16 protein-coding genes and 1 CRISPR repeat array are annotated in these 19,068 nt (G+C 66.2%); of the genes, 9 read left to right on the top strand and 7 right to left on the bottom strand.

What is annotated here, in order from left to right; translation table 11 throughout:
• Positions 1-26: 26 nt before the first annotated feature.
• A CRISPR array of direct repeats spans positions 27-2,032; the repeat unit is 36 nt; unit sequence GCTTCAATGAGGCCCCGGCAAAAAGCCGGGGAATAG.
• A gap of 232 nt (positions 2,033-2,264) precedes the next feature.
• Positions 2,265-2,555: a CRISPR-associated endonuclease Cas2 gene (cas2, locus tag ACYQ2W_RS13115; protein WP_459867680.1), complete on the bottom strand. Its 291-nt coding sequence runs from the start codon at positions 2,553-2,555 to the stop codon at positions 2,265-2,267.
• A gap of 86 nt (positions 2,556-2,641) precedes the next feature.
• Positions 2,642-4,348 (bottom strand): CRISPR-associated endonuclease Cas4g/Cas1g, encoded by a 1,707-nt coding sequence (gene cas4g/cas1g, locus ACYQ2W_RS13110; RefSeq protein ID WP_459867677.1) that lies wholly within the window; start codon positions 4,346-4,348, stop codon positions 2,642-2,644.
• Positions 4,349-4,434: 86 nt separating this feature from the next.
• Between cas4g/cas1g and ACYQ2W_RS13105 the strand changes: the two genes are divergently transcribed.
• Positions 4,435-4,743: a CopG family ribbon-helix-helix protein gene (locus tag ACYQ2W_RS13105; protein WP_459867674.1), complete on the top strand. Its 309-nt coding sequence runs from the start codon at positions 4,435-4,437 to the stop codon at positions 4,741-4,743.
• On the top strand, positions 4,740-5,084 hold the full coding sequence (locus ACYQ2W_RS13100; protein ID WP_459867671.1) for a type II toxin-antitoxin system PemK/MazF family toxin: 345 nt from the start codon (positions 4,740-4,742) through the stop codon (positions 5,082-5,084). Before ACYQ2W_RS13105 ends, ACYQ2W_RS13100 begins: the two co-directional genes overlap by 4 nt.
• Before the next feature lie 38 nt (positions 5,085-5,122).
• Here ACYQ2W_RS13100 and csb2 read toward each other — a convergent pair whose 3' ends face one another.
• The 5 genes from csb2 to ACYQ2W_RS13075 all read right to left on the bottom strand — a co-directional run bounded on the left by csb2 (position 5,123) and on the right by ACYQ2W_RS13075 (position 13,719).
• The gene (gene csb2 / locus ACYQ2W_RS13095; protein WP_459867668.1) at positions 5,123-6,685 is read right to left on the bottom strand and encodes a type I-G CRISPR-associated protein Csb2; all 1,563 of its coding nucleotides are present in this window, start codon (positions 6,683-6,685) and stop codon (positions 5,123-5,125) included.
• A gap of 2 nt (positions 6,686-6,687) precedes the next feature.
• Positions 6,688-7,641 (bottom strand): type I-G CRISPR-associated RAMP protein Csb1/Cas7g, encoded by a 954-nt coding sequence (gene cas7g, locus ACYQ2W_RS13090; RefSeq protein ID WP_459867665.1) that lies wholly within the window; start codon positions 7,639-7,641, stop codon positions 6,688-6,690.
• Positions 7,641-9,803: a type I-G CRISPR-associated protein Cas8g1/Csx17 gene (cas8g1, locus tag ACYQ2W_RS13085; RefSeq protein ID WP_459867662.1), complete on the bottom strand. Its 2,163-nt coding sequence runs from the start codon at positions 9,801-9,803 to the stop codon at positions 7,641-7,643. Before cas8g1 ends, cas7g begins: the two co-directional genes overlap by 1 nt.
• The gene (gene cas3g, locus ACYQ2W_RS13080) at positions 9,796-12,246 is read right to left on the bottom strand and encodes a type I-G CRISPR-associated helicase/endonuclease Cas3g (protein ID WP_459867660.1); all 2,451 of its coding nucleotides are present in this window, start codon (positions 12,244-12,246) and stop codon (positions 9,796-9,798) included. The genes cas8g1 and cas3g overlap by 8 nt, the downstream gene beginning before the upstream one ends.
• 495 nt (positions 12,247-12,741) lie before the next feature.
• Positions 12,742-13,719: a helix-turn-helix transcriptional regulator gene (locus tag ACYQ2W_RS13075; protein ID WP_459867658.1), complete on the bottom strand. Its 978-nt coding sequence runs from the start codon at positions 13,717-13,719 to the stop codon at positions 12,742-12,744.
• A gap of 186 nt (positions 13,720-13,905) precedes the next feature.
• On the opposite strand from ACYQ2W_RS13075, the gene ACYQ2W_RS13070 reads away from it, so the two are divergent.
• The 7 genes from ACYQ2W_RS13070 to ACYQ2W_RS13040 all read left to right on the top strand — a co-directional run bounded on the left by ACYQ2W_RS13070 (position 13,906) and on the right by ACYQ2W_RS13040 (position 19,038).
• Positions 13,906-14,199, top strand: a complete 294-nt coding sequence (locus tag ACYQ2W_RS13070) for a type II toxin-antitoxin system Phd/YefM family antitoxin (protein ID WP_459867655.1) — start codon at positions 13,906-13,908, stop codon at positions 14,197-14,199.
• Positions 14,196-14,633, top strand: a complete 438-nt coding sequence (locus tag ACYQ2W_RS13065) for a type II toxin-antitoxin system VapC family toxin (RefSeq protein WP_459867652.1) — start codon at positions 14,196-14,198, stop codon at positions 14,631-14,633. Before ACYQ2W_RS13070 ends, ACYQ2W_RS13065 begins: the two co-directional genes overlap by 4 nt.
• Before the next feature lie 36 nt (positions 14,634-14,669).
• The gene (locus ACYQ2W_RS13060; RefSeq protein WP_459867649.1) at positions 14,670-15,086 is read left to right on the top strand and encodes an RDD family protein; all 417 of its coding nucleotides are present in this window, start codon (positions 14,670-14,672) and stop codon (positions 15,084-15,086) included.
• A 216-nt stretch (positions 15,087-15,302) separates the two neighbouring features.
• Positions 15,303-16,817, top strand: a complete 1,515-nt coding sequence (locus ACYQ2W_RS13055; protein ID WP_459867646.1) for an alternate F1F0 ATPase, F1 subunit alpha — start codon at positions 15,303-15,305, stop codon at positions 16,815-16,817.
• Positions 16,818-17,032: 215 nt separating this feature from the next.
• Positions 17,033-17,905, top strand: coding sequence for a F0F1 ATP synthase subunit gamma (locus ACYQ2W_RS13050; protein WP_459867643.1), 873 nt, complete (start codon positions 17,033-17,035; stop codon positions 17,903-17,905).
• A 107-nt stretch (positions 17,906-18,012) separates the two neighbouring features.
• Entirely contained in the window at positions 18,013-18,423 is a 411-nt protein-coding gene (locus tag ACYQ2W_RS13045) for a secondary thiamine-phosphate synthase enzyme YjbQ (protein ID WP_459867640.1), read from the top strand.
• A 252-nt stretch (positions 18,424-18,675) separates the two neighbouring features.
• Complete coding sequence (locus ACYQ2W_RS13040; protein WP_459867637.1) at positions 18,676-19,038, top strand: glutathione S-transferase N-terminal domain-containing protein; 363 nt, start codon at positions 18,676-18,678, stop codon at positions 19,036-19,038.
• Positions 19,039-19,068 lie beyond the last annotated feature (30 nt).

Raw genomic sequence — 19,068 nt, 5'->3', positions numbered from 1 at the left:
GATGGTGGAGGCGATACGCCGACTGGGCTTCAATGAGGCCCCGGCAAAAAGCCGGGGAATAGTCCCGTCGGTGCTCGATGACTTCAGTGAAGCCATCCAGCTTCAATGAGGCCCCGGCAAAAAGCCGGGGAATAGGGCGGCGCACCTTGCGCACCCCGCGCTCCGTGAGCCCGCTTCAATGAGGCCCCAGCAAAAAGCCGGGGAATAGCGCTCGCCATAGGCGCGCCGTTCTTCAGAGGATGAGCTTCAATGAGGCCCCGGCAAAAAGCCGGGGAATAGCTCCTCCGGCGGCTGGTCGTCGAACAGGGGCCGGAGCTCGCTTCAATGAGGCCCCGGCAAAAAGCCGGGGAATAGCCGATCATACCCCCTATGTGCCGTCGTGGTGCTACCAGCTTCAATGAGGCCCCGGCAAAAAGCCGGGGAATAGCCTGCATGGCAACGTAAGCACCATTCCAGCTGCGGAAGCTTCAATGAGGCCCCGGCAAAAAGCCGGGGAATAGCAACCGCTACACCGCTACCGAGTCGGCCCAGGCGGTGCTTCAATGAGGCCCCGGCAAAAAGCCGGGGAATAGGGCCGGTATCGAGGTGCGATGATGAGCGAGTGGCGCTTGCTTCAATGAGGCCCCGGCAAAAAGCCGGGGAATAGCGTGGTCCCCGCGTGGTCGGCGATGGAGGGGGCCGCGTGCTTCAATGAGGCCCCGGCAAAAAGCCGGGGAATAGGCCGGAGGCGAATCGGCCCGTGCCGCCCTGCGCCCGCGCTTCAATGAGGCCCCGGCAAAAAGCCGGGGAATAGCTGGTCACCGGACCACGCCACGGTCGTTACCGTGCCGCTTCAATGAGGCCCCGGCAAAAAGCCGGGGAATAGCAGGACGCCAGCGGAACCGAGACAACGCCTCGTGGTGGCTTCAATGAGGCCCCGGCAAAAAGCCGGGGAATAGCGACGATAGGAGGACACCTTTTCTCTTCCTCCCCGCGCTTCAATGAGGCCCCGGCAAAAAGCCGGGGAATAGGACATTGGGGTACACCATGAACACCTTGGCCCAATCGGCTTCAATGAGGCCCCGGCAAAAAGCCGGGGAATAGGGCAACAGGTCGTCGGTGATGTCCGCGTAAGTGGCGAGGCTTCAATGAGGCCCCGGCAAAAAGCCGGGGAATAGTGGATACCACGCGTCGTCGGCGCTGCCGGAGCTGCGGGCTTCAATGAGGCCCCGGCAAAAAGCCGGGGAATAGCCTGATGAGCAAGCACTGGAAAATCGGTGATCGATTCGCTTCAATGAGGCCCCGGCAAAAAGCCGGGGAATAGTCCCTGATCGATGATCTCTCCTCGCGGCATGCGAAGGAGCTTCAATGAGGCCCCGGCAAAAAGCCGGGGAATAGATCCGCTGTTCGATGTGGAGGTGAGCTTTCCGGAGATGCTTCAATGAGGCCCCGGCAAAAAGCCGGGGAATAGGGTTGCACCCCTCAATGTGACGGCCTCGCCTCGCATGCTTCAATGAGGCCCCGGCAAAAAGCCGGGGAATAGCTTGAGATGCTGTGCCACCAAGACGAGGGCACCGCGGAGCTTCAATGAGGCCCCGGCAAAAAGCCGGGGAATAGCTCGGGCCTGGGCTATAACACCCGCGTATCTGGAGAGCTTCAATGAGGCCCCGGCAAAAAGCCGGGGAATAGAGGCCGAAGTCACCAACATGATTCCTCGTAACGGGACGCTTCAATGAGGCCCCGGCAAAAAGCCGGGGAATAGGATGTTGCTGTGATAGACAGCAATGGATTCTTGCAGTGCTTCAATGAGGCCCCGGCAAAAAGCCGGGGAATAGTGCTCGATATGGACATCGAGGAGATCAGCATCGCATTGCTTCAATGAGGCCCCGGCAAAAAGCCGGGGAATAGAAAGTAATTAATAGCGTCACGAACAACCTGCGGAAGCTTCAATGAGGCCCCGGCAAAAAGCCGGGGAATAGTCGGTGACTCGCGCCCGGTCATTGGCCGGGAAGGTCACGCTTCAATGAGGCCCCGGCAAAAAGCCGGGGAATAGAGACCCATTTGAAACCCTTGCAGCACAAGGGTTTCAGGCCCATTTTGCGAGCGGTCCCTGTTCGCCAAAAAGTTATCCACAGAAAACACCCCTTCCAACCGTTTGGCAGTACCCGTTTTCATCTTGTTTTTCAAAGAGCTGGCGTTTTGCGAGCGGTCCCCCCGGGATTCGGTCATCACCGGACCGCTCGCAAACGGGCGGCGGATCGGGCCGCCGTCCGCAGGTCGCACGGTCAGACGATGACCGGCTCCCTGACCACCGCCTCGAAACGCTTGCCGAGGCTGATCACGCGCGGATCCACCTTGTCGGCGACGCCGATGTCGAGCATCAGCACGTGATCCTCGTCATGGTGGATGATCTCGTCGAGAGTGGCAAGCAGCTCGGCATGGCGGCGGCGGCTCATCCGCGCCTGGAACACCGAGAGCTGCAACCACTCGCCGTACCCCTTCATCAGCTTGAACACCCGCCGCCAACGGCGGGTGTCGCGGATGTCATACGTGATGACGTAAAGGTGTTCGTCCATCCTATCCCCCCTCCGGGCAATCGGTCGCCTCTCCGCCCGCCGCCACATTTACGAAACAACAGGATAGATGCGCCCCCAAGGGGCATCTATCGGGTCAAAAAGTTCGGATAGTCGTCCAGCTCGCCCAGCAAGTGGCGACCGAGCAACCGCGCCTGCACCTCGAGCACCCGCCGGTAGCTGATCTTGTAGCCGAACAGCGGGTGGGTGATCTCGTGGGCGAGGCGCCGCTCGAAGGCGCCGATGAAGCGCTTGCGGCCGTCGTTGGTCAGCGCCACCGAGCCGGCCGCACTGATGAAGTCGCTGGGTCGCACCTCGCCGTTGTTGATCGCGCTGACCACCGCCGACTCGGCGATCAGCGGCCGGAACGGTTCCATCAGGTCGAGCGCCAGCGCCGGCCGGCCGTAGCGCGGCTGGTGATAAAAGCCGCGGTAGGGATCGAAACCCACCGCGCTCAGCGCCACGTTCCAGCTGCGCACCAGCAGGGTGTAGGCGTAGGAGAGCAGCGCGTTGACCGGATCGGGCGGCGGGCGCCGCTTGCGATGGTGGAAATCGAAGGTGAAGTTGGTCTCGTCGTCACGCTTGAGCAGCTCGCCGAACAGCCCGAAGTAGCGCGCCGCAGCGGCCCCTTCGATACCCAGCAGTTCCTGAAGATTCTCCGCCCGCAACGCCCGCTTGGCATCCAGCTTCATCCCCTCCAGCTCCTGCTCCGGCTTGCCGTCGCCGCGCCAGTTGCGACGCAGGAAGGTGCGGGTATTGAGGATCTTCGCGTTGACCAACCCCTTGGCGATGCGCAGGCAGGCATGCTCGTCGAAACTGGCGCGGTACTGGGCGGTGCGCAGCTCGACGTTCTTGTGGCCGAGCCCCTGCGTGTGACCGAGGAACCAGCCACCATAGCTGTGCCAGGTGATCGGGATCTCGCGGCGCATCAGCTCGTGCAGGGTCGGCGTGGTGACGTAGACGTTGCCGATCAGCACCAGTTGGGAGACGTCGATCAGCCGCACCTCGGTGACCTTCTTGTCCTCGACGCTCACCTCCAGCCGCTCGCCGCGCTTCGCCACCTTGGCGGCGTTGGCCTGCACGTAGAGCGGCAGCGCCTCGTCCCTGCCCACCCCCATGGGCCGAGGCGACTCGCCGCCGCGACGCAGGAAGTTCACCTCGTCGGGCAGACAGATCCCGACCAGCGAACAGCGCGGACACTTGGGACTCTCCAGCAGCGGCGCCGGGATGTGGCCGCCGGCGGCGATCAGCCGCAGGCCGTTGATCGCCGACAGGGTGCGGTCGCGCAGCTCCTGGTCGAACTCGACGGTGACCCGCTCCTTCGACTCGACGAAGTAGAGCACCCCCTCCTCGCAGGTGTGGCCGTGCTCCTCCAGCAACATCCCCTGCATGCAGAGCTGCACCCGCTCGGGCGAATAGGCCCCCTTGGCCACGTGGGGCCGCCGGCCCCGCTTGTAGTCCACCGGGGTGACCCGCCCCCCTTCCGCCTCCACCAGATCGAGCCGCGCGATCAGCCCGAGGCGGTTGGAGGAGAGTTCGATGGAGCGGGCGTGGATCTTGGTCTGATCCTCCCAGTCCTCCTTCGCCGGCAGCTCGCCGCCCTTCCGGTCCACCCGCTTGTGCTTGGCCCGCCCATCGACGGTATCGGCCGAGTCGGCCCACTCCCCCTGCACCCACTCCAGATAGGCGAGCCGCGGACAGTACTCGTACTCGTTGACCATCCGCGCCGGCAGCAGCGGCTGGTCGTCGTTCAGCTCGGGGAAGGGTAACGGCAACTCCTGCTGGCGCGGGTCCATGGCGGATCTCCTTCTTTTTGTCCGATTGCCGGTCGTCCAATACGGCTTATAATTTGTATGACAAAACGTAGTTAACGGTGATGATCATGTCCACGTTCAGCATCCGTCTCGACGACGAACTCTCTTCGGCGTTCGACCGGGAGGCGCAGCTCTGCCACAAGAAGCGCTCCGAGCTGGCGCGCGAGGTCCTCGCCGAGTACGTTCGGCGGCGCGAGAACGAGCGCTACATGGCGGGCCTGGCCAAGGCCGCCCGCGCGCTGGCCACCGACCCGGAGGCACAGCGGGAGTCGCGGGAAATCGCCGAGGAGTTCCTCGCAGCCGACAATGAAGCGCTGGCCATCGCCGAGGGGCGCGACCCCGACGTCCCTTGGCCTGAAGAGCAGTGGTGGAAATGAGGCGGGGAGAGGTCTGGATCGGCAATCTCAATCCCACCCGCGGCCGGGAGATCGGCAAGGTTCGCCCGGTGGTGATCCTCCAGTGCAACACCCTGACCGAGCAGGGCATCGGTACCGTCGTCGCACTCCCGCTGACCACCCAACTCCGCCCGGGCAGCGAAGCGCTGAGAGTTTGTGTCCCGGCCCGTGACCGCCTCCTGCAAACCTGCTATGTCGTCGCTGAACAACCGCGTGCCGTTGATCGGAACCGCTTCGGTGAGGGACCGTTGACCACGCTGACCCGAGAGGAGATGGAGGAAGTCGAGCGCTGCCTGATGGGTGTCGTCGGGATGATCCGCTAACCGCCGTCATTGGGGACGCGGAAAAAACAGATTGTCCCTTACGCTTCCGGCACGAACATCCCCAAGCCGAAGTGGCAACCAAACCCCAGGGCCAGCGGCCCACGGACCGGTTCGGAGAAGGTGAGTCGCACCAGGTTCCCACGGCGATCGGGTTGAACGACGCCCCGCTTCGAACGGAATCGGTGGAAGTGGGTGGCCGTCCGTTCGCGCTCCCTGACCATCACCGAAGGCAACCGCTCGACCTGCTCCAGTCCGGGAATTTCGCGCGCGTCACACTCCCGCAGAAGCTGCTCCCGCAGACCGAAGCCATGCTTGGCATGCCACGGGTGAAGATAGGGGGTCACCGAACGCCACACCCGCCCCTCGCCGGTATAACCCGACGCCTGTTCCACCGACTCCCCCATCCCTTCGAGCAGCAGCCGCCACTCCCATTTCGGCAACGCGGCCGCCTCGTCCGCCCCGCCCCCCTTTCCGCCATTCGCGACGAAGAGGCGGCGAAGCCGCGAAATCGCCTGCCGCGAGCGTTCGCACAACCCGGCGGGGGCGTGGATGAGCAGATGATCGATGTATCCGTCGCCGTCGCTGTCCTCCGGCAGGAAAAAGGCGTGGCCATGGCGTTGATCCCGTACCAAGCCGTGACCCGAGATGACCGCCGGCACCTGATCTTCCCCGAAAAGCCACTTGGCCCTGCTGATCAAGGCGACCCGCGCCAGCTCCCCCAGCCTCACCGCATCCTCGATCCGCGGTCGCGGCTTGCCGGTGAGGACGAATCGGGCGGTGGTGATCGGCGGCGTCTCCCGCGAACGGCTCACGAACGGCGCGGGCGCCGCCGACAGCGCCCCGGCCGGGCGCCGGTAGGCGACCTGACGGGAGCCGGGGGGACGGTCCCACCCCTCCCCCTTCCACTGACCGGTGTCGAGCCGCATGGCATCCACCAGCCCCTCCGGCAGCGTGGCGCGCAACCGCTGGCCGCCCTTGCCCCGTTTCCCCTTGACCGCCTCGCTCTCCAGCACTCCGTCGCGCCAGCCGCGATAGGACTCCGCGGTGCGTGGCGCGATCAGCGAGACGATCTCGAAGGCCTCCCCGCTATCTGCGTCGAATGGCTGATCGCCGGGGATGCAGTTGAAGGCGATATCGCCCGCCGCCTCCAGCCTGCGCGCCTCGATCCAGCTCTCGGCGCGGCCCAGATAACCCAGCCCCTCGAGGAGAAGATCGAACAGCGCAAGCTCGCCCTCGGCGAGCGTCGTCGCGGGCCACGCGATCACCAGTTCCGCATCGGCGCCGAGCCGGGCGAAGCCGTCGTAGATCAGCACCCTCTTCTCCTTCGCCCCCTCCCGGCTCGGCATGTAGTGACAGCTGTGGGCGGCGGTGGCGGGCGGCAGCGCGTAGTGGGGCAGCTCGCCGGCCAACCGCTCGACCAACGATTCGAGCAGTGCTCCGGGAAAACGGGCGGCGTCGGCCTTGTGGTGCCACACCGCCACCAGTGCCCGCAGCAGCCGCCACGGCTCCGGCGGCCAGGCGACGTCGGCCTCGTTGACGTGGCGTCCCCAGGGGGTGGCGTGGTAGCGCCCCGCCGGGAAACGGAGTGCGACGGCGAGCATGGCTACTTCCTGTAGGTGACGACGGTGACGGCGGGATCGGCGAACAGCCCCTCGGCGGCCGCGGCCCGGATCAGGCCGGGGAGCGCATCCTCCAGTGCCGTGAGGGTCGGCAGCACCAGGCCGGCCGGGCGGGTCACCACCGGCTCCCCGGCATCGAGATCGCAGGCGGTGCGCAACCGCAGCCCCTCGTGGAGAAAGCGTTGGATTTTGAACAGGGCGAGGGCGATCAGCAGCGCCTCCGCGGCTTCGCCGAGACCGAAGCCGCGAATCTGTGCGAGGTCGAGGTTGAAATAACCGATGATCTTGTCGGCGGTATATTCATCACGCGCATAGATCACGTTGCCAAACCCCTCTCTTGCGGTCTTCCCCTCTCCGCCCTTGGCAGGTTGCACGCGATCAACCTTTACCCCGCCGGACGATGCAACCCGTACACTCTCCGCTTCGATAAATGCCGACAAGGAGCGAGGCAATCTAACCATCCCTCCTACCTTTTCCCAAAAGATCCCATGAACCAAGGAGTTGGGATCGAATTTCATAAGCACGGGAGCCAACTGTTTTCTTGGATCGAAGGGTTCCTTTTCGTTGAATGAAACCTCGGCCTTGAGTTCCTCGAAACCGTCAGCATTCACGATGTAGGGTGAATTTAGCCGGTGAGCCTCCTGCACGGAGTTGGTAAGCATTTCTCCCTTCTTGCCAGCCACCTTCACCAACGGCAACCCGCGCAGCGGCCCCACCCAGTCGTCGGCCGCCTCGTCCCAACACACCTTTTCCAGCCGGTTGGCCATGCTCTGGGCCGACTCCACCAGCAGCATGTGGGCGCCGTTCGGCACGTCGTACTCCGCCGCGCCGAGGTCGGGAAAACCGGTCGGCTGGAAACGGCTTCCCTGCACGGGCGTCAACTTCACCTCCACCAGCAGGCGGGGGCAATCATCCAGCGGGCTCAGGTCCAGGCTCATCACTCGTCTCCTTGCTCATCATTGATCTTGTCGAAAGGCTCCAGCACGGCGCGCAGGTCGTCCGGGCTCAATGGAATGGTCAGCGCCGCGATGAGGCGCCGTCCGTCGACGCCGCCCCCCGCCCCTTCGGTCAGCGGTAACGAAAAACCCGCGGCGCGCAGGCGGCGGACGGCGAGGTCGAGGGCGCGGTCGGTATCTCCGGCGTGCAGCCGAGCCAGCAGATCCTTCGGCGAGCGCAGGCGCCGCCCCTCGGGCAGCCGCTTCAGCTCCTCCAACTGCCATTCGGCGATCAGCAGCGGCTTGGTCAGCGAGTAGGCGAGCGGAACCGTACCGGGGGCGTCGCCCCGTTGCGAAAACGGCGGCAGCTCGACCCAGGCGAGACCTTCGATCAACGCAGCGATGCGGGCGTCCTCGGAATCGTCTTGCAGAAAGCGCTCGATCGCCCCCGGGCCGGGGAAGATCCGTCCACCGAAGGGCTTGCTCCGCGCGGCGCCATCGCCCCCTACCCGCTCCCACTCGATCAGGCGACGACGGGCGACCCGGTAGAGCCGCTCACACAACGCCCCGCGCCCCCACACCACCCGGTTGCTCTCCTCGTCCCAACCCTGCCAGCGCTCCTGCAACGGGACCAGATAGGCAGCGAACGGCGGATCGCCCTTGACCGGCGCGGGCGATTCAGCCCGCATCGAGGCGATGGAGGCGGCGATCAGGAAGGCCCAATCCCCGGCGTGGCGCGCCTCGTGAAACCAGCGCCTGGTAAGCGGCGCCAACGGCGGGATATCGCCGCGCAGCTTCGGGTTGTTGCCGAGCAGGGTCATCACCTCGCCCACCACCATCAACACCTTCTGCACCCGGCCGGGAGGCGCGCGACGCGCCTGCCCGCCCCCACCCAACACCAGATCGAACAGCGCATCGTCGAGCCGCTTGACCAGGCTGGTGATGCGCGCCGGGGCATCGCCGCGGGCGAGCCGGCGCACCCGTGACAGCCATCCCTGGCGATCCAGGTCATCGATCAGCTCGGCGGACGGGTTGGCTACCACCGGCACCCGATTCAGCGGCGTGGCGAGATAGGCCTTGCCCGAGCGCATCAGGAAGGCGTAGCGCTGAAACGCCGCGATCCCCCGATCAACGCCGAGCCCGGCCACCGCCCGCGCGAAATCGAGTCCGTCGCGGGCGGGGCGGCGGTGGACCGTGGCCCGCCCCTCGGAGAAGAGCGCGCGCAGCTCCGCCAGCCCCGCCGGCCGCGCCCACAGCGGCAGCCACATCTCGGCGCGCGCCGGGGCCTCGTCGGCCAGCGCGACACTCCCGGCGCCGGCCCCGGTGGGGTAGACCGTGAACGGGAAGCTGAGCGCCGCCCCTTGGGCGCTCTCCAGGCGCCGGGTGGCGGCAGCCGCGAAGAGCAGCGCCCCCTCTAGCATCAGCACGAAGTCCCACGGGTTGATCAGTGAATCGGCGTCGAACCCGGTGGTGGCGTTGGGGCCGCCCGCCGCACCCGGCGCGAACTGCCCGACCGACGCCGACGGCAGACCGGGCACCGCCTCGCCGAACAGGGCGTGGGGCAGATAACGCCGTGCCTCGGCGGTTGCCTCGCCGGAACGGGGATCGAACAGCGCGACCAGCCGCTGCATGAAGTTGTTGGTGAAATCGAGCCGGCCGTCGTTGCCGCCGGTACCGAGCAGCGGCGGATAGCGGGTCGCATCGTCGGCGAGCAGCACCGCCGCATCGAGCCACTCCAGCGCGGCATCGGGGAGCGTTGCGCGCAACGCCCGCAACAGTCCCGCCTTCGCCTCGTCCTTCGGACTCTCGCCCCATCCCCCGTCGGCAACCGCCGAGCGGCAGACACCCAACACCGCACGGTACTCGGCGAAACGCTCCGCCTCGCTCTGTTCCAGGGCGCCGATCCCCTTCTGGTTGTCCTTGGGATAGAAGCCGCTCCCACCGTTCCAGGGCGCCACCACCGCGGTGGGACGATAGGTTTCGAGGAGAAAACGGCTCAAGCCCTCGCGATCGAAACCGCCACGCAGCACGAAGGCGCTGCCTCGCCAACAACCGCTCGCCGAGCGGTCCAGCTGCTCACCGACCACCCGCAGCAAGCCGAGTCCCTTGAGGTAATGGGCCAGCGGCGTCGGCGCGCAGCCGGTCAGTACGATCTCGCTACGCATCACCTTCGCCTCCCTGCCGTTCGTAGCCCGCCGAGGCGCGCCAATCGGCGATCCGCACCAACGCCTCCAGCCACGCGAGACGGAAGGGGCCGAAACGTTCCAACAGCCCCCGGGTGCGCGCACTCCACGAGGCGCCCTGCTCCTCGCTCTCCCCCAGGCCCATCAGGTGAAGCCGCAGCACCGTCTCCGCGAGCGAGCGCCCATCGGGCAGTTCCACCGGCGGGAGCCGGTCGCCGTGCCAGACGCCGCGGGCATAACCGCGTTCGCCCCCCGGCGGCTTGGTCTCATCGGGGAGCGCCCTCAACCCCATGCGCACCTTGCCGTGGTGGGCGGCGATCAGATAGGCCACCAGATCCCGCTCCTCGCCGTCCCCGTGCTCCAGCCAGGCGAGCATCGAGGCGAGTTCGTGACGGAAGTAGCGCCGGTAGTGGATGCCGGGATGCTCGGGATCGCAGCAGACGTAACCGGGCAACGTGCCGTAGCGCGCCCCTTTGGCCCACAGCCCCCGCTGGAGACGAGCGGCTTCGGGATCCTCCCAGATCAACATCGACTGAAAGGCGGGGTGGGCCTTGCCCACGTCGTGCCACGCAGCGGCGGTAGCAACCCACGGGGACACCTCCCCGACCGCATCACATAATTTGCGCGCCTCCACCTCGACATCGCGCAGATGGTCGGAGAGCGGCACGAACCGGTAGTCACGGCTCCGCTCGTCTCCACCCATGCTCTCGGACTCCCGCCTCGCCCGGTTCCTCTCCACAGCGAGCGGTACCACCGCCTCCATGCTCGACGGGAGGAAACCGAGCTGTGAGTCGTAGCCGCCCGCATCGGCGCGCAGCATCACCCGCAATCCCGGACGGGGTCGGTCCAGGGTCGCCCAGCGGCGACCCACGCCGTCCCAGTAGAAGGCGAGGCGCTCGCCCCGCTTCTTTCGCTTGTCGAACCATGCATTCAACTGCCCGAGCGATACCGGGCAGAGTTCCCGTCGATCCGGCAAATCCTCCTCATTGGGCCACCCCTCGAACGAGCGCCAGAAGACCTGCAACTGCCCCTGATCGGCGTCGCGGATATAGGGGGCCACGTCCACGTCGAACCCCAACAGGTCGGGATCGGTATTGAACAGCTCCAGCAGATCCTTGCGCCGCAATACCGTGGTGATCGGCGCCTTGGCGTCGGTGGCCGGCAGGTGGGCGGCGGCGAGGCGGGTCAACGGCGAGAGCCGCTCGCGCGCATCGTCCAACTCCGCCACCGTGTAGGGCAGCGACAGCGCCGGATCGGCGTCGCCGTCGATCCACACCACCGACGCATCGTCCCGCTCTCCATAGCGGTTGCAGCGACCGAACCGCTGCACCATGGAAGACCACGGCGCGAGTTCGGTAAAGAGGGTGGCCGAGGAGAGGTCGCCCCCCGCCTCGATCGCCTGGGTGGCGACGATCAGACGCCCGCCGCCATCACCGGAGGCACGGATCTCCCCCTCGATCCGCCGGCGCTCCTCCGGCCGGAAGCGGGCATGGATCAGCAGCGGCATCGCCCCCCGCTTTCCCAGCCACGCGGCCAACGCCTGGGCGCGCTCCACGCGGTTGAGGATCACCAGGGTGTTGCCCCGCTCCGCGTCGTGGGCCGCCAGCACATCCTCTCCCAAGGCGCCGATGTACGCCTTCGCTCCCGCCTTGAGCGCCTCGGCGGTGAGACGAACGGAGGCCCGGCGCGGCCGCTTCTCCGCTTCGATCAGCTTCCGGACCCGTGGCTCCTTCAGGTCACCGCACTCCTCCAGACCGAGACGCCGCAACGGCAGGTGCGGCCGCATGTCGATGGTGGCGAGCCACCGGGGATTGAGGGTGGCGGAGAGCCACAGGGAACGGCACGGCTTGGCGGTGGCGAACGCACCGTCGCGGCGCAGGGCATCGAGCTGGGCGGAGGTGGCCAGCCCCGGCCCCATCAACTGCACCTCATCGAACACCCACATCGCATCGTTGTGGAGCAGCGCGAAATGGACCGGCCACTGGTAGCGGCTCATGCCGTAACCGCGCATCAGGGCGCGGGAGAGCAGCATGTCCTGGGTGCCGATGATGACCGCCTCCTCTTCCGGGAAACGCGCCCACTCCGCCTCCGTCTCGCCGCCCATCAACAGGTGGACCGAGATCCCGCCCTCCCCCGCCTTGCGGATCAACCCGAGGTTCGCCAGCCAGCCTCGAACGCTCTCGTAGGTCTGCTCCACCAGTACCCGCATCGGAAGGCAGATCACCAACCGAGGCGGGGTATCCGGGTCGCCGGCACGCCGTTTCCATGCCCAGGCCAATACCACCGCCGCGGTCTTGCCCAACCCCGTGGGCACGTCGACCAAGTCGGGCCAAACATCCTCGGCCAACCGACTCTGGAATCCGTAAGGACCTCCACCCAACTTGGTCGCCGCTGAAAAGAAATCGGAATAGGTCTGTAGATCCACGTCCTAGCTTCACTCTCTAATGGTTCCGAAGTTCCTCAACACCCGTTGCGTCGTCTGCGCCGTGCCGATCTTACGGAGGCCAGTAGCTCAATAGCTGACCTACCGGTTTTCAAATGAGGCCGAGGCCCGTGGGCCTCGGAAATTTGACCGAATTGCTGGGATTTACTGCCATCTGACTTCAATGAGGCCCGCAACTCAGTCCGCCTCAGTATTGACCCTCATTCTGAAAGTCTCAAGTGTTTTACATCTATCTGAAAGTTGATAATGCTCCCAACTGTCTCTATCATCCTCCAGAACGAACGTCCCCTCGGGAGTACCTTTGGATGGATTCGACCCCGACAAAGCTTTTCGCACGGCTACTCGAGTTCGCGCAAAGCCATCCCGAGTTATTCCGGACCCTTATTTCGTTTGTCAGAGATATCTTTTTCCTTTCAGCAATTTGCCTCGCACTGGCTGTAGCCTGGAAGGCGATCCCGGTTTCTCCATGAACAGCGGTCAAGTTCTGTACCTCGCCGCCGCCTCCCGCAACCGTCGCGCCACCTCCGCGCGCAGCTCATCCGGCCCCTCCACCACCACCTCCGCCCCGTGGCGAAGGATCTCCATCACCAGCTCCGTCGGATCGCTATAGGGAACCTCCAGCCGCCAACTGCCGTCGTCCAGCCACTCACCGCGCTGATCGCGATGCCACCGCTCGTCGGCCACCCAACGGGCGGCGGTGGACGTAAAACGGAGGATGGCGGCCTGCCTGACAGGACCGGAAAAGATGCCGTAGGCGTCGGAGAAGTGGTGATCGAGACGCTCGTCGGGGATCTCCTGGGCGGGCTGCCCCTGAGGGTGGGCCTCACGGATGCGCTCGACGGCAAAGCTGCGCAGCGCCTCGCGTTCGTGACACCACGCGTCGAGATACCAGTTGTCGCGATAGTGGACCAGTCGCTGCGGGGAAACGGTACGTACGCTCTCGCGGTCGTCACCACGGGCGTGGTAGCGGATGCGCAGCCGCTTGCGCCCCATCAGCGCGGCTGCGACCCGCTGGAACGCCTCGGGTTCCAGCGACCGGCCGGCCTGGCTCAGGATGCGCACCCGGTGAGCAACGTCACCATTGCCCCCTGGCTGTTCCTTGGCGAGTAGTTGGGCGATCCGTTCGCGCAGCGGTTCCAACTGGCGGTCCAACAGGCCGGGTTGTACCTCGGCCAGCAATTGGCGAGCGGTGAGCAACGCCTGGAGCTCGGAGGCATTGAACCAGAGACCGGGGAGTTCGAAAGGGCGCTCCCCCTGGCGGCGATCGTAGTAGTACCCGTTGCGGGTGCGGTCATACTCGACGGGGGCACCGAAGGTGTCGCGCAGATCATCCCTGACTCGTTTGAAGGTCGCCTGGGAGCACTCCAGTTCCTCTTCGATACGACGGCGCGAAACCGGCACATGGGCACCGACAAGCAGCTTGTGAAGTTGATAGATGCGTTTGAAGCGATCCATCACGCCGTTGTACCAGGATGGCCTGGGGGAGTCTGTCGGATAGAGTCGATAGACATGTAATCCATTTCTGATACGCAACGGCACGCACTCGGTACAAGTGTTGAAAAATTCAGGTGCCGCTCTTCTCCCCACACCGCGACGTGACTACAATTCACAAAACCGTGACCACATTATGATTCCAACACCATGCAAGTCCCCGTACGCGAATTGAAGGCCCACCTCTCCGAATACCTGCGCCGGGCCGGCGCCGGTGAGGAGGTGGTCATCACCTCCCACGGTCGACCTATGGCACGCTTGGTTCCGCCGAACTCCCCCCAACCCGCCGACCAAGACGCCGAAGCAGCAGCGATCGCTCGTATCCGCGCACTCCCCTTCGTCATACCGGGAAACGGCGGTTCGGTTGCCGATATCAAGCCGATCTTCTCCATACCGGAAGGCGAGACCACGATGGCCGAGCTGGTGTGCGAGGAGCGGAGGTGATCCTCTACCTCGACACCTCGGCATTGCTCAAGATCTACGTCGATGAGCACCACGCCGATGTGGTGCGTCGATACGCCACCCGGGCCGCCGTGTCGGCTTGTCATCTGATCACCTATACGGAAACCCGCTCCGCATTGGCCGGAAAGCTCCGGAAACGCCAGATCGACACCAACACCCTCGCCGCATGCGTCGCTGAACTGGACCGGACTTGGTCCTATTTCGAGCATATCGACGTATTTTTTCCATTGATCCGGCACGCTGGCGAACTTGCCGAGCGTTTCGGGTTGCGGGGATTCGATGCGCTCCACCTCGCCTCGGCGAAGGTGCTCTACGAAAGTGCGGGAGATCAAACCGCGTTTTTCTTTGCCTGTTTCGACAGCCGACTGAACGCCGCCGCGTCGCAGCTCGACATCCCGCTGATCCGCATCGACTGAACACCGCTCTCCACCCCCCGCCAGGAGTCCCTCCCCGTGCCCATCTGCGACCGCTTCAAACTCGCCCGCCGCTTCGCCGCCATGTTCTACGACAGCCTGCTGCTCGCCGCGGTGCTGTTCTTCGCCTTCATCCCCTTCGTCGCGCTGTTCGGCGACGTGGCGAAGAACGGCTACAACCCGCTCTCCACCCTCTACATGCTGGCGATCGCGCTGATCTATTTCGGCTGGCAGTGGACCCTCGGCGGGCAGACCCTGGGGATGAAGACGTGGAAGATCCGCGTGGTCTCCGACGATGGCGGGCGGGTGAGCTGGCGCCAGGCGCTGGTGCGTTTCTGCGTGGCGATCGCCTCGTGGGCGGCGCTGGGCGTCGGCTTCGTCTGGGGGCTGCGCGATCCGGACTGTCTCACCTGGCACGACCGCGCCAGCGGCACGCGCATCGAGCGGGTCGAATGAGAACCGCAGGATGGGTTGAGCACGAGCGAAGCCCTACACGCCGCGGCCGGACTGTCCACGCCGTAGTCCTTGTGTACGCCTGTTGGGCTTCGCTGCGCTCAACCCAACCCGCAAGCCTCGATCCTCCATAGTCCGACAGGCCCCTCGACACCCCCCCTGGCGATTCCGCCGTCTTCCGCTGTACTTGGGTGAGGATCAACAACCATCCTCATCCCCATGCTGCGCACCGCCGTCGACCAAGCCCTCGCCGCCATCGATCAGGCCCTGGAGTCACACGTCGCCCGTTTCCGCGTCGAGGAGGTGGGCACGGTGACGCGGGTCGACAAGGGGATCGCCACGGTCACCGGGCTGGCCGGGGCGCGCGCCGAGGAGCTGCTGCGTTTCCCCGGCGGGGTCCACGGCATCGCCTTCAATCTGGAACCGGAGCAGGTGGGGGTGGTACTGCTCAACGATGCCGCGGGCATCTCTGCCGGAATGCGCGCCCAGCGCACCGGGCGGGTGGTGGACGCGCCGGTGGGCCGGGCGCTGCTCGGCCGGGTGATCGACGCCCTCGGCCGGCCGCTGGACGGACTCGGCGGGCTGGAGGCGCTGGAGCGGCGGCCGGTGGAGCGCGACGCCCCGGCGATCATCGAGCGTATCCCGGTCAACGTGCCGCTGGAGACCGGCATCAAGGTGATCGACGCGCTGATCCCGATCGGCCGCGGCCAGCGCGAGCTGATCATCGGCGACCGCCAGAGCGGCAAGACCGCCATCGCGGTGGACACCCTGATCAACCAGCGCGCCAGCGGGGTGATCGCCATCTACTGCTCGATCGGCCAACGCGGCGCCTCCCTCTCGCGGGTGGTGGAGGAGCTGCGCCGCAGCGGCAATTTCGCGCGCACCGTGGTGGTCGCCGCCGACGGCTCCGACCCGCCGGGGTTGCAGTTCATCACCCCCTACGCCGCCACCACCATGGCGGAGTGGTTCATGGCGCAGGGGGAGGACGTGGTGGTGGTATACGATGACCTCACCCGCCACGCCCGCGCCTACCGTGAGCTCTCCCTGCTGCTGCGCCGCCCGCCGGGGCGCGAGGCCTATCCGGGGGACATCTTCTATATCCATTCGCGGCTGCTGGAGCGGGCCACCAACCTGAAGCGCGGCGGCTCCCTCACCGCGCTGCCGATCGTCGAGACCCAGGCGCAGAACCTTTCGGCCTATATTCCCACCAACCTGATCTCGATCACGGACGGTCAGATCGTGCTCTCCCCCGATCTGTTCCGCAAAGGGGTGTTGCCGGCGGTGGACGTGGGCCGTTCGGTCTCGCGGGTCGGCGGCAAGACCCAGCTCCCCGCCTACCGCGCGGTGGCCGGCCCGGTGCGCCTCGCCTACGCCCAGTTCCTGGAGCTGGAGGAGTTCGCCCGCTTCGCCACCCGCCTCGACGAGACCACCCGGCGCACCATCGAGCGCGGTCGCCGGGTGCGCCAGGTGTTGCAGCAGCCGGTGGGGGCGCCGCTGCCGGCGGCGGAGCAGATCGCCGCCCTGCTGGCGGTCAACGAGGGGCTGTTCGACGGCTACGACCCGGAACGGGTGGCGGGCGCAGAGGAGAGCGTACGCGACGCGGTGCGCGAACAGCTGCCGGAACTCTGCCATGCACTGCAGGAGGGGGCGGAGCTGGACGAGACGGACCGCGCCCAACTCCTCGACACCGCCCGCAAGGCGCTGGTCGGGCGCAAACGGCGGGAGGGTGGATGACGAGTGGCGCCGCGTAGGTCGTCGCTACCGCGACGACGCGAACGGAAGCAGCGGGGCTGGAACCCGCGACGCCCTGCCCGAACGCGACGCTCCATTCGGACGGAACGGCACGGGATTTCACGAAGGTGCTTCCGCTCGCGTCGCCGCGGTAGCGGCAACCTACGACACCTTCCTGCCCTTCGTTACGAGACTTCCGGCGCTGGGGAGAATCCACCATGGCCGAATCGCTGGAAATTCTGCAAAGGCACATCGCCAGCGTCGAGGAGCTGCACTCCATCGTGCGCACCATGAAGACCCTCTCGGCGGTGGCGATCCGCCAGTACGAGAAGGCGCTGGAGTCCCTGGAGGAGTATCAGCGCACGGTGCTCTACGGCCTCTCCGTGGTACTCCGCGACCGCCCCCCGGAGCCGCGCGGCGAGCCACCCGCCGAGGGATGGGGGATCGTCGTCTTCGGCACCGACACCGGGTTGTGCGGCCGCTTCAACGAGGACGTCACCCGCTTCGCCCTCGAGCGCGTCGCCGAGTACCCCGGCACCCTGCGGCTGATGGCGGTGGGCGAGCGGGTCTGCCCGATCCTCGAGGAGGCGGGTCGCCCCGCCGAGGAGTGCATGGGCACCCCCGGCACCGTTGCCGCCATTACCCCGGTGGTGCAGGAGGCGCTGGTGCGGCTGGAGGCGTGGCACGCGGCCGGCATCGGCCGGCTGGCGCTGGTCTTCAACCGCCAACTGCGCGGCGAGGTCTACCGCCCGCACTTCGAACCGATCCTGCCGGTGGACCTCGACCGCCTGCCCCACTACCGGCGCAAGCAGTGGCCTTCGCGCACCCTGCCCGATTACACCATGGAAGGCGGCCGGCTGTTCGCCGCCCTGCTCCGCCAGCACCTCTTCGCCTCGGTGTTCCGCGCCAGCACCCACAGCCTGGCGAGCGAGAACGCCAGCCGCCTGCGCGCCATGCAGGCGGCGGAGCGCAACATCGACGAGCGGCTCCAGGCGCTGCTCAGCGAATACCGAGCCGAACGTCAGAACGCGATCACCGAGGAGCTGCTCGATGTGGTCTCCGGATTCGAAGCCCTCAAAGAGAGTGTTTAGTGATGAGTGTTTAGTGTTTAATTGTGGAATCGCCTGCGGCGATGCCTTTTCGATATGCGCGAAGCGCGTATTCACCAAGCACTCAACATTCGATATCGTCGTAGACCATGCGCCACGCGATCCTCCAAGTCAGCTCCCCCACCCACCAGGCCCTGGTGCCGATCACCCGCGAGGTGGAGCGGATGCTCCCCGAGCTGGAGCTCGACGACGGCATCCTCCACCTCTTCGTCCGCCACACCACCTGCGGCCTGACCATCAACGAGAACGCCGATCCGGACGTCGCCCGCGACCTGATCCGGCGGCTGGAGAAACTGGTCCCGTGGCACGACGCCGACGATCGCCACATGGAGGGCAACACCGCCGCCCACCTGCGCGCGGCACTGATGGGCACCAGCCTCAGCGTGCCGGTGCAGCAGGGGAAGCTCCATCTCGGCACCTGGCAGGGGATCTACCTGACCGAGTTCGACGGTCCCCGTACCCGCCACGTCCAGCTCACGGCGCTGACCGCCGCGGAGTAGCGTCCGCGGCCACCCTCGGGGGGCCTTCCGCCCATCCCGCCCCGTTGCTACCATAGCCGCCCGTCGGACCATGGATGGATCGGCCGCGAAAGCGGGAGGGCGGCCTCGGTTTTCTAAAAATCGTCGTCAAACAGCTCGCTGTTCTCCTCGAATTTTCGAAAAACCGGGGCCGACCTCCCGCTCCTGCGACGCGATCCCCCGTAGCCCGACAGGCGACTATCGCTCCCGCAACCACGACGTCTCCAGGATCCCATGCCACTCTCCAACCTCTTCGCCCCCCTCGCCCGCCTCTTCACCGGTCAACCCACGGCGCCACGACGCGACGAGGGGGACCAGGAGCGGACCCGGGAGGCGTGTCGGCGCCTCGCCCTCTACCAGTTCCACGCCTGTCCCTACTGCGGACGGGTACGCCGGGCGATCGCCAACCTCGACCTGGAGATCGAGATCCGCGACATCCGCCGCGACGCAAGCCACCGCGACGGGTTGGTGCGCGAGGGCGGCAGCTCCCAGGTCCCCTGCCTGCGCATCGAGGAGGACGACGGCACGGTGCGCTGGCTCTACGAGTCCTACGACATCGTCCGCTACCTCGAGCGCCGCTTCCCGACCGATCGCTGATCCCTGCGCGGACGCCTCCCCGGCACCGCC

The organism is Endothiovibrio diazotrophicus (assembly GCF_054657215.1).
The sequence above is the reverse complement of the archived record's forward strand: the minus strand, read 5'-3'. Positions and strand labels throughout refer to the sequence as shown.

Bases quoted from the DNA above. Each gene is read 5' to 3' on its own strand.
- cas2 (WP_459867680.1), bottom strand. From the start codon at position 2,555: ATGGACGAACACCTTTACGTCATCACGTATGACATCCGCGACACCCGC.
- cas4g/cas1g (WP_459867677.1), bottom strand. From the start codon at position 4,348: ATGGACCCGCGCCAGCAGGAGTTGCCGTTACCCTTCCCCGAGCTGAAC.
- ACYQ2W_RS13105 (WP_459867674.1), top strand. From the start codon at position 4,435: ATGTCCACGTTCAGCATCCGTCTCGACGACGAACTCTCTTCGGCGTTC.
- ACYQ2W_RS13100 (WP_459867671.1), top strand. From the start codon at position 4,740: ATGAGGCGGGGAGAGGTCTGGATCGGCAATCTCAATCCCACCCGCGGC.
- csb2 (WP_459867668.1), bottom strand. From the start codon at position 6,685: ATGCTCGCCGTCGCACTCCGTTTCCCGGCGGGGCGCTACCACGCCACC.
- cas7g (WP_459867665.1), bottom strand. From the start codon at position 7,641: ATGAGCCTGGACCTGAGCCCGCTGGATGATTGCCCCCGCCTGCTGGTG.
- cas8g1 (WP_459867662.1), bottom strand. From the start codon at position 9,803: ATGCGTAGCGAGATCGTACTGACCGGCTGCGCGCCGACGCCGCTGGCC.
- ACYQ2W_RS13075 (WP_459867658.1), bottom strand. From the start codon at position 13,719: ATGGATCGCTTCAAACGCATCTATCAACTTCACAAGCTGCTTGTCGGT.
- ACYQ2W_RS13070 (WP_459867655.1), top strand. From the start codon at position 13,906: ATGCAAGTCCCCGTACGCGAATTGAAGGCCCACCTCTCCGAATACCTG.
- ACYQ2W_RS13055 (WP_459867646.1), top strand. From the start codon at position 15,303: ATGCTGCGCACCGCCGTCGACCAAGCCCTCGCCGCCATCGATCAGGCC.
- ACYQ2W_RS13050 (WP_459867643.1), top strand. From the start codon at position 17,033: ATGGCCGAATCGCTGGAAATTCTGCAAAGGCACATCGCCAGCGTCGAG.
- ACYQ2W_RS13045 (WP_459867640.1), top strand. From the start codon at position 18,013: ATGCGCCACGCGATCCTCCAAGTCAGCTCCCCCACCCACCAGGCCCTG.
- ACYQ2W_RS13040 (WP_459867637.1), top strand. From the start codon at position 18,676: ATGCCACTCTCCAACCTCTTCGCCCCCCTCGCCCGCCTCTTCACCGGT.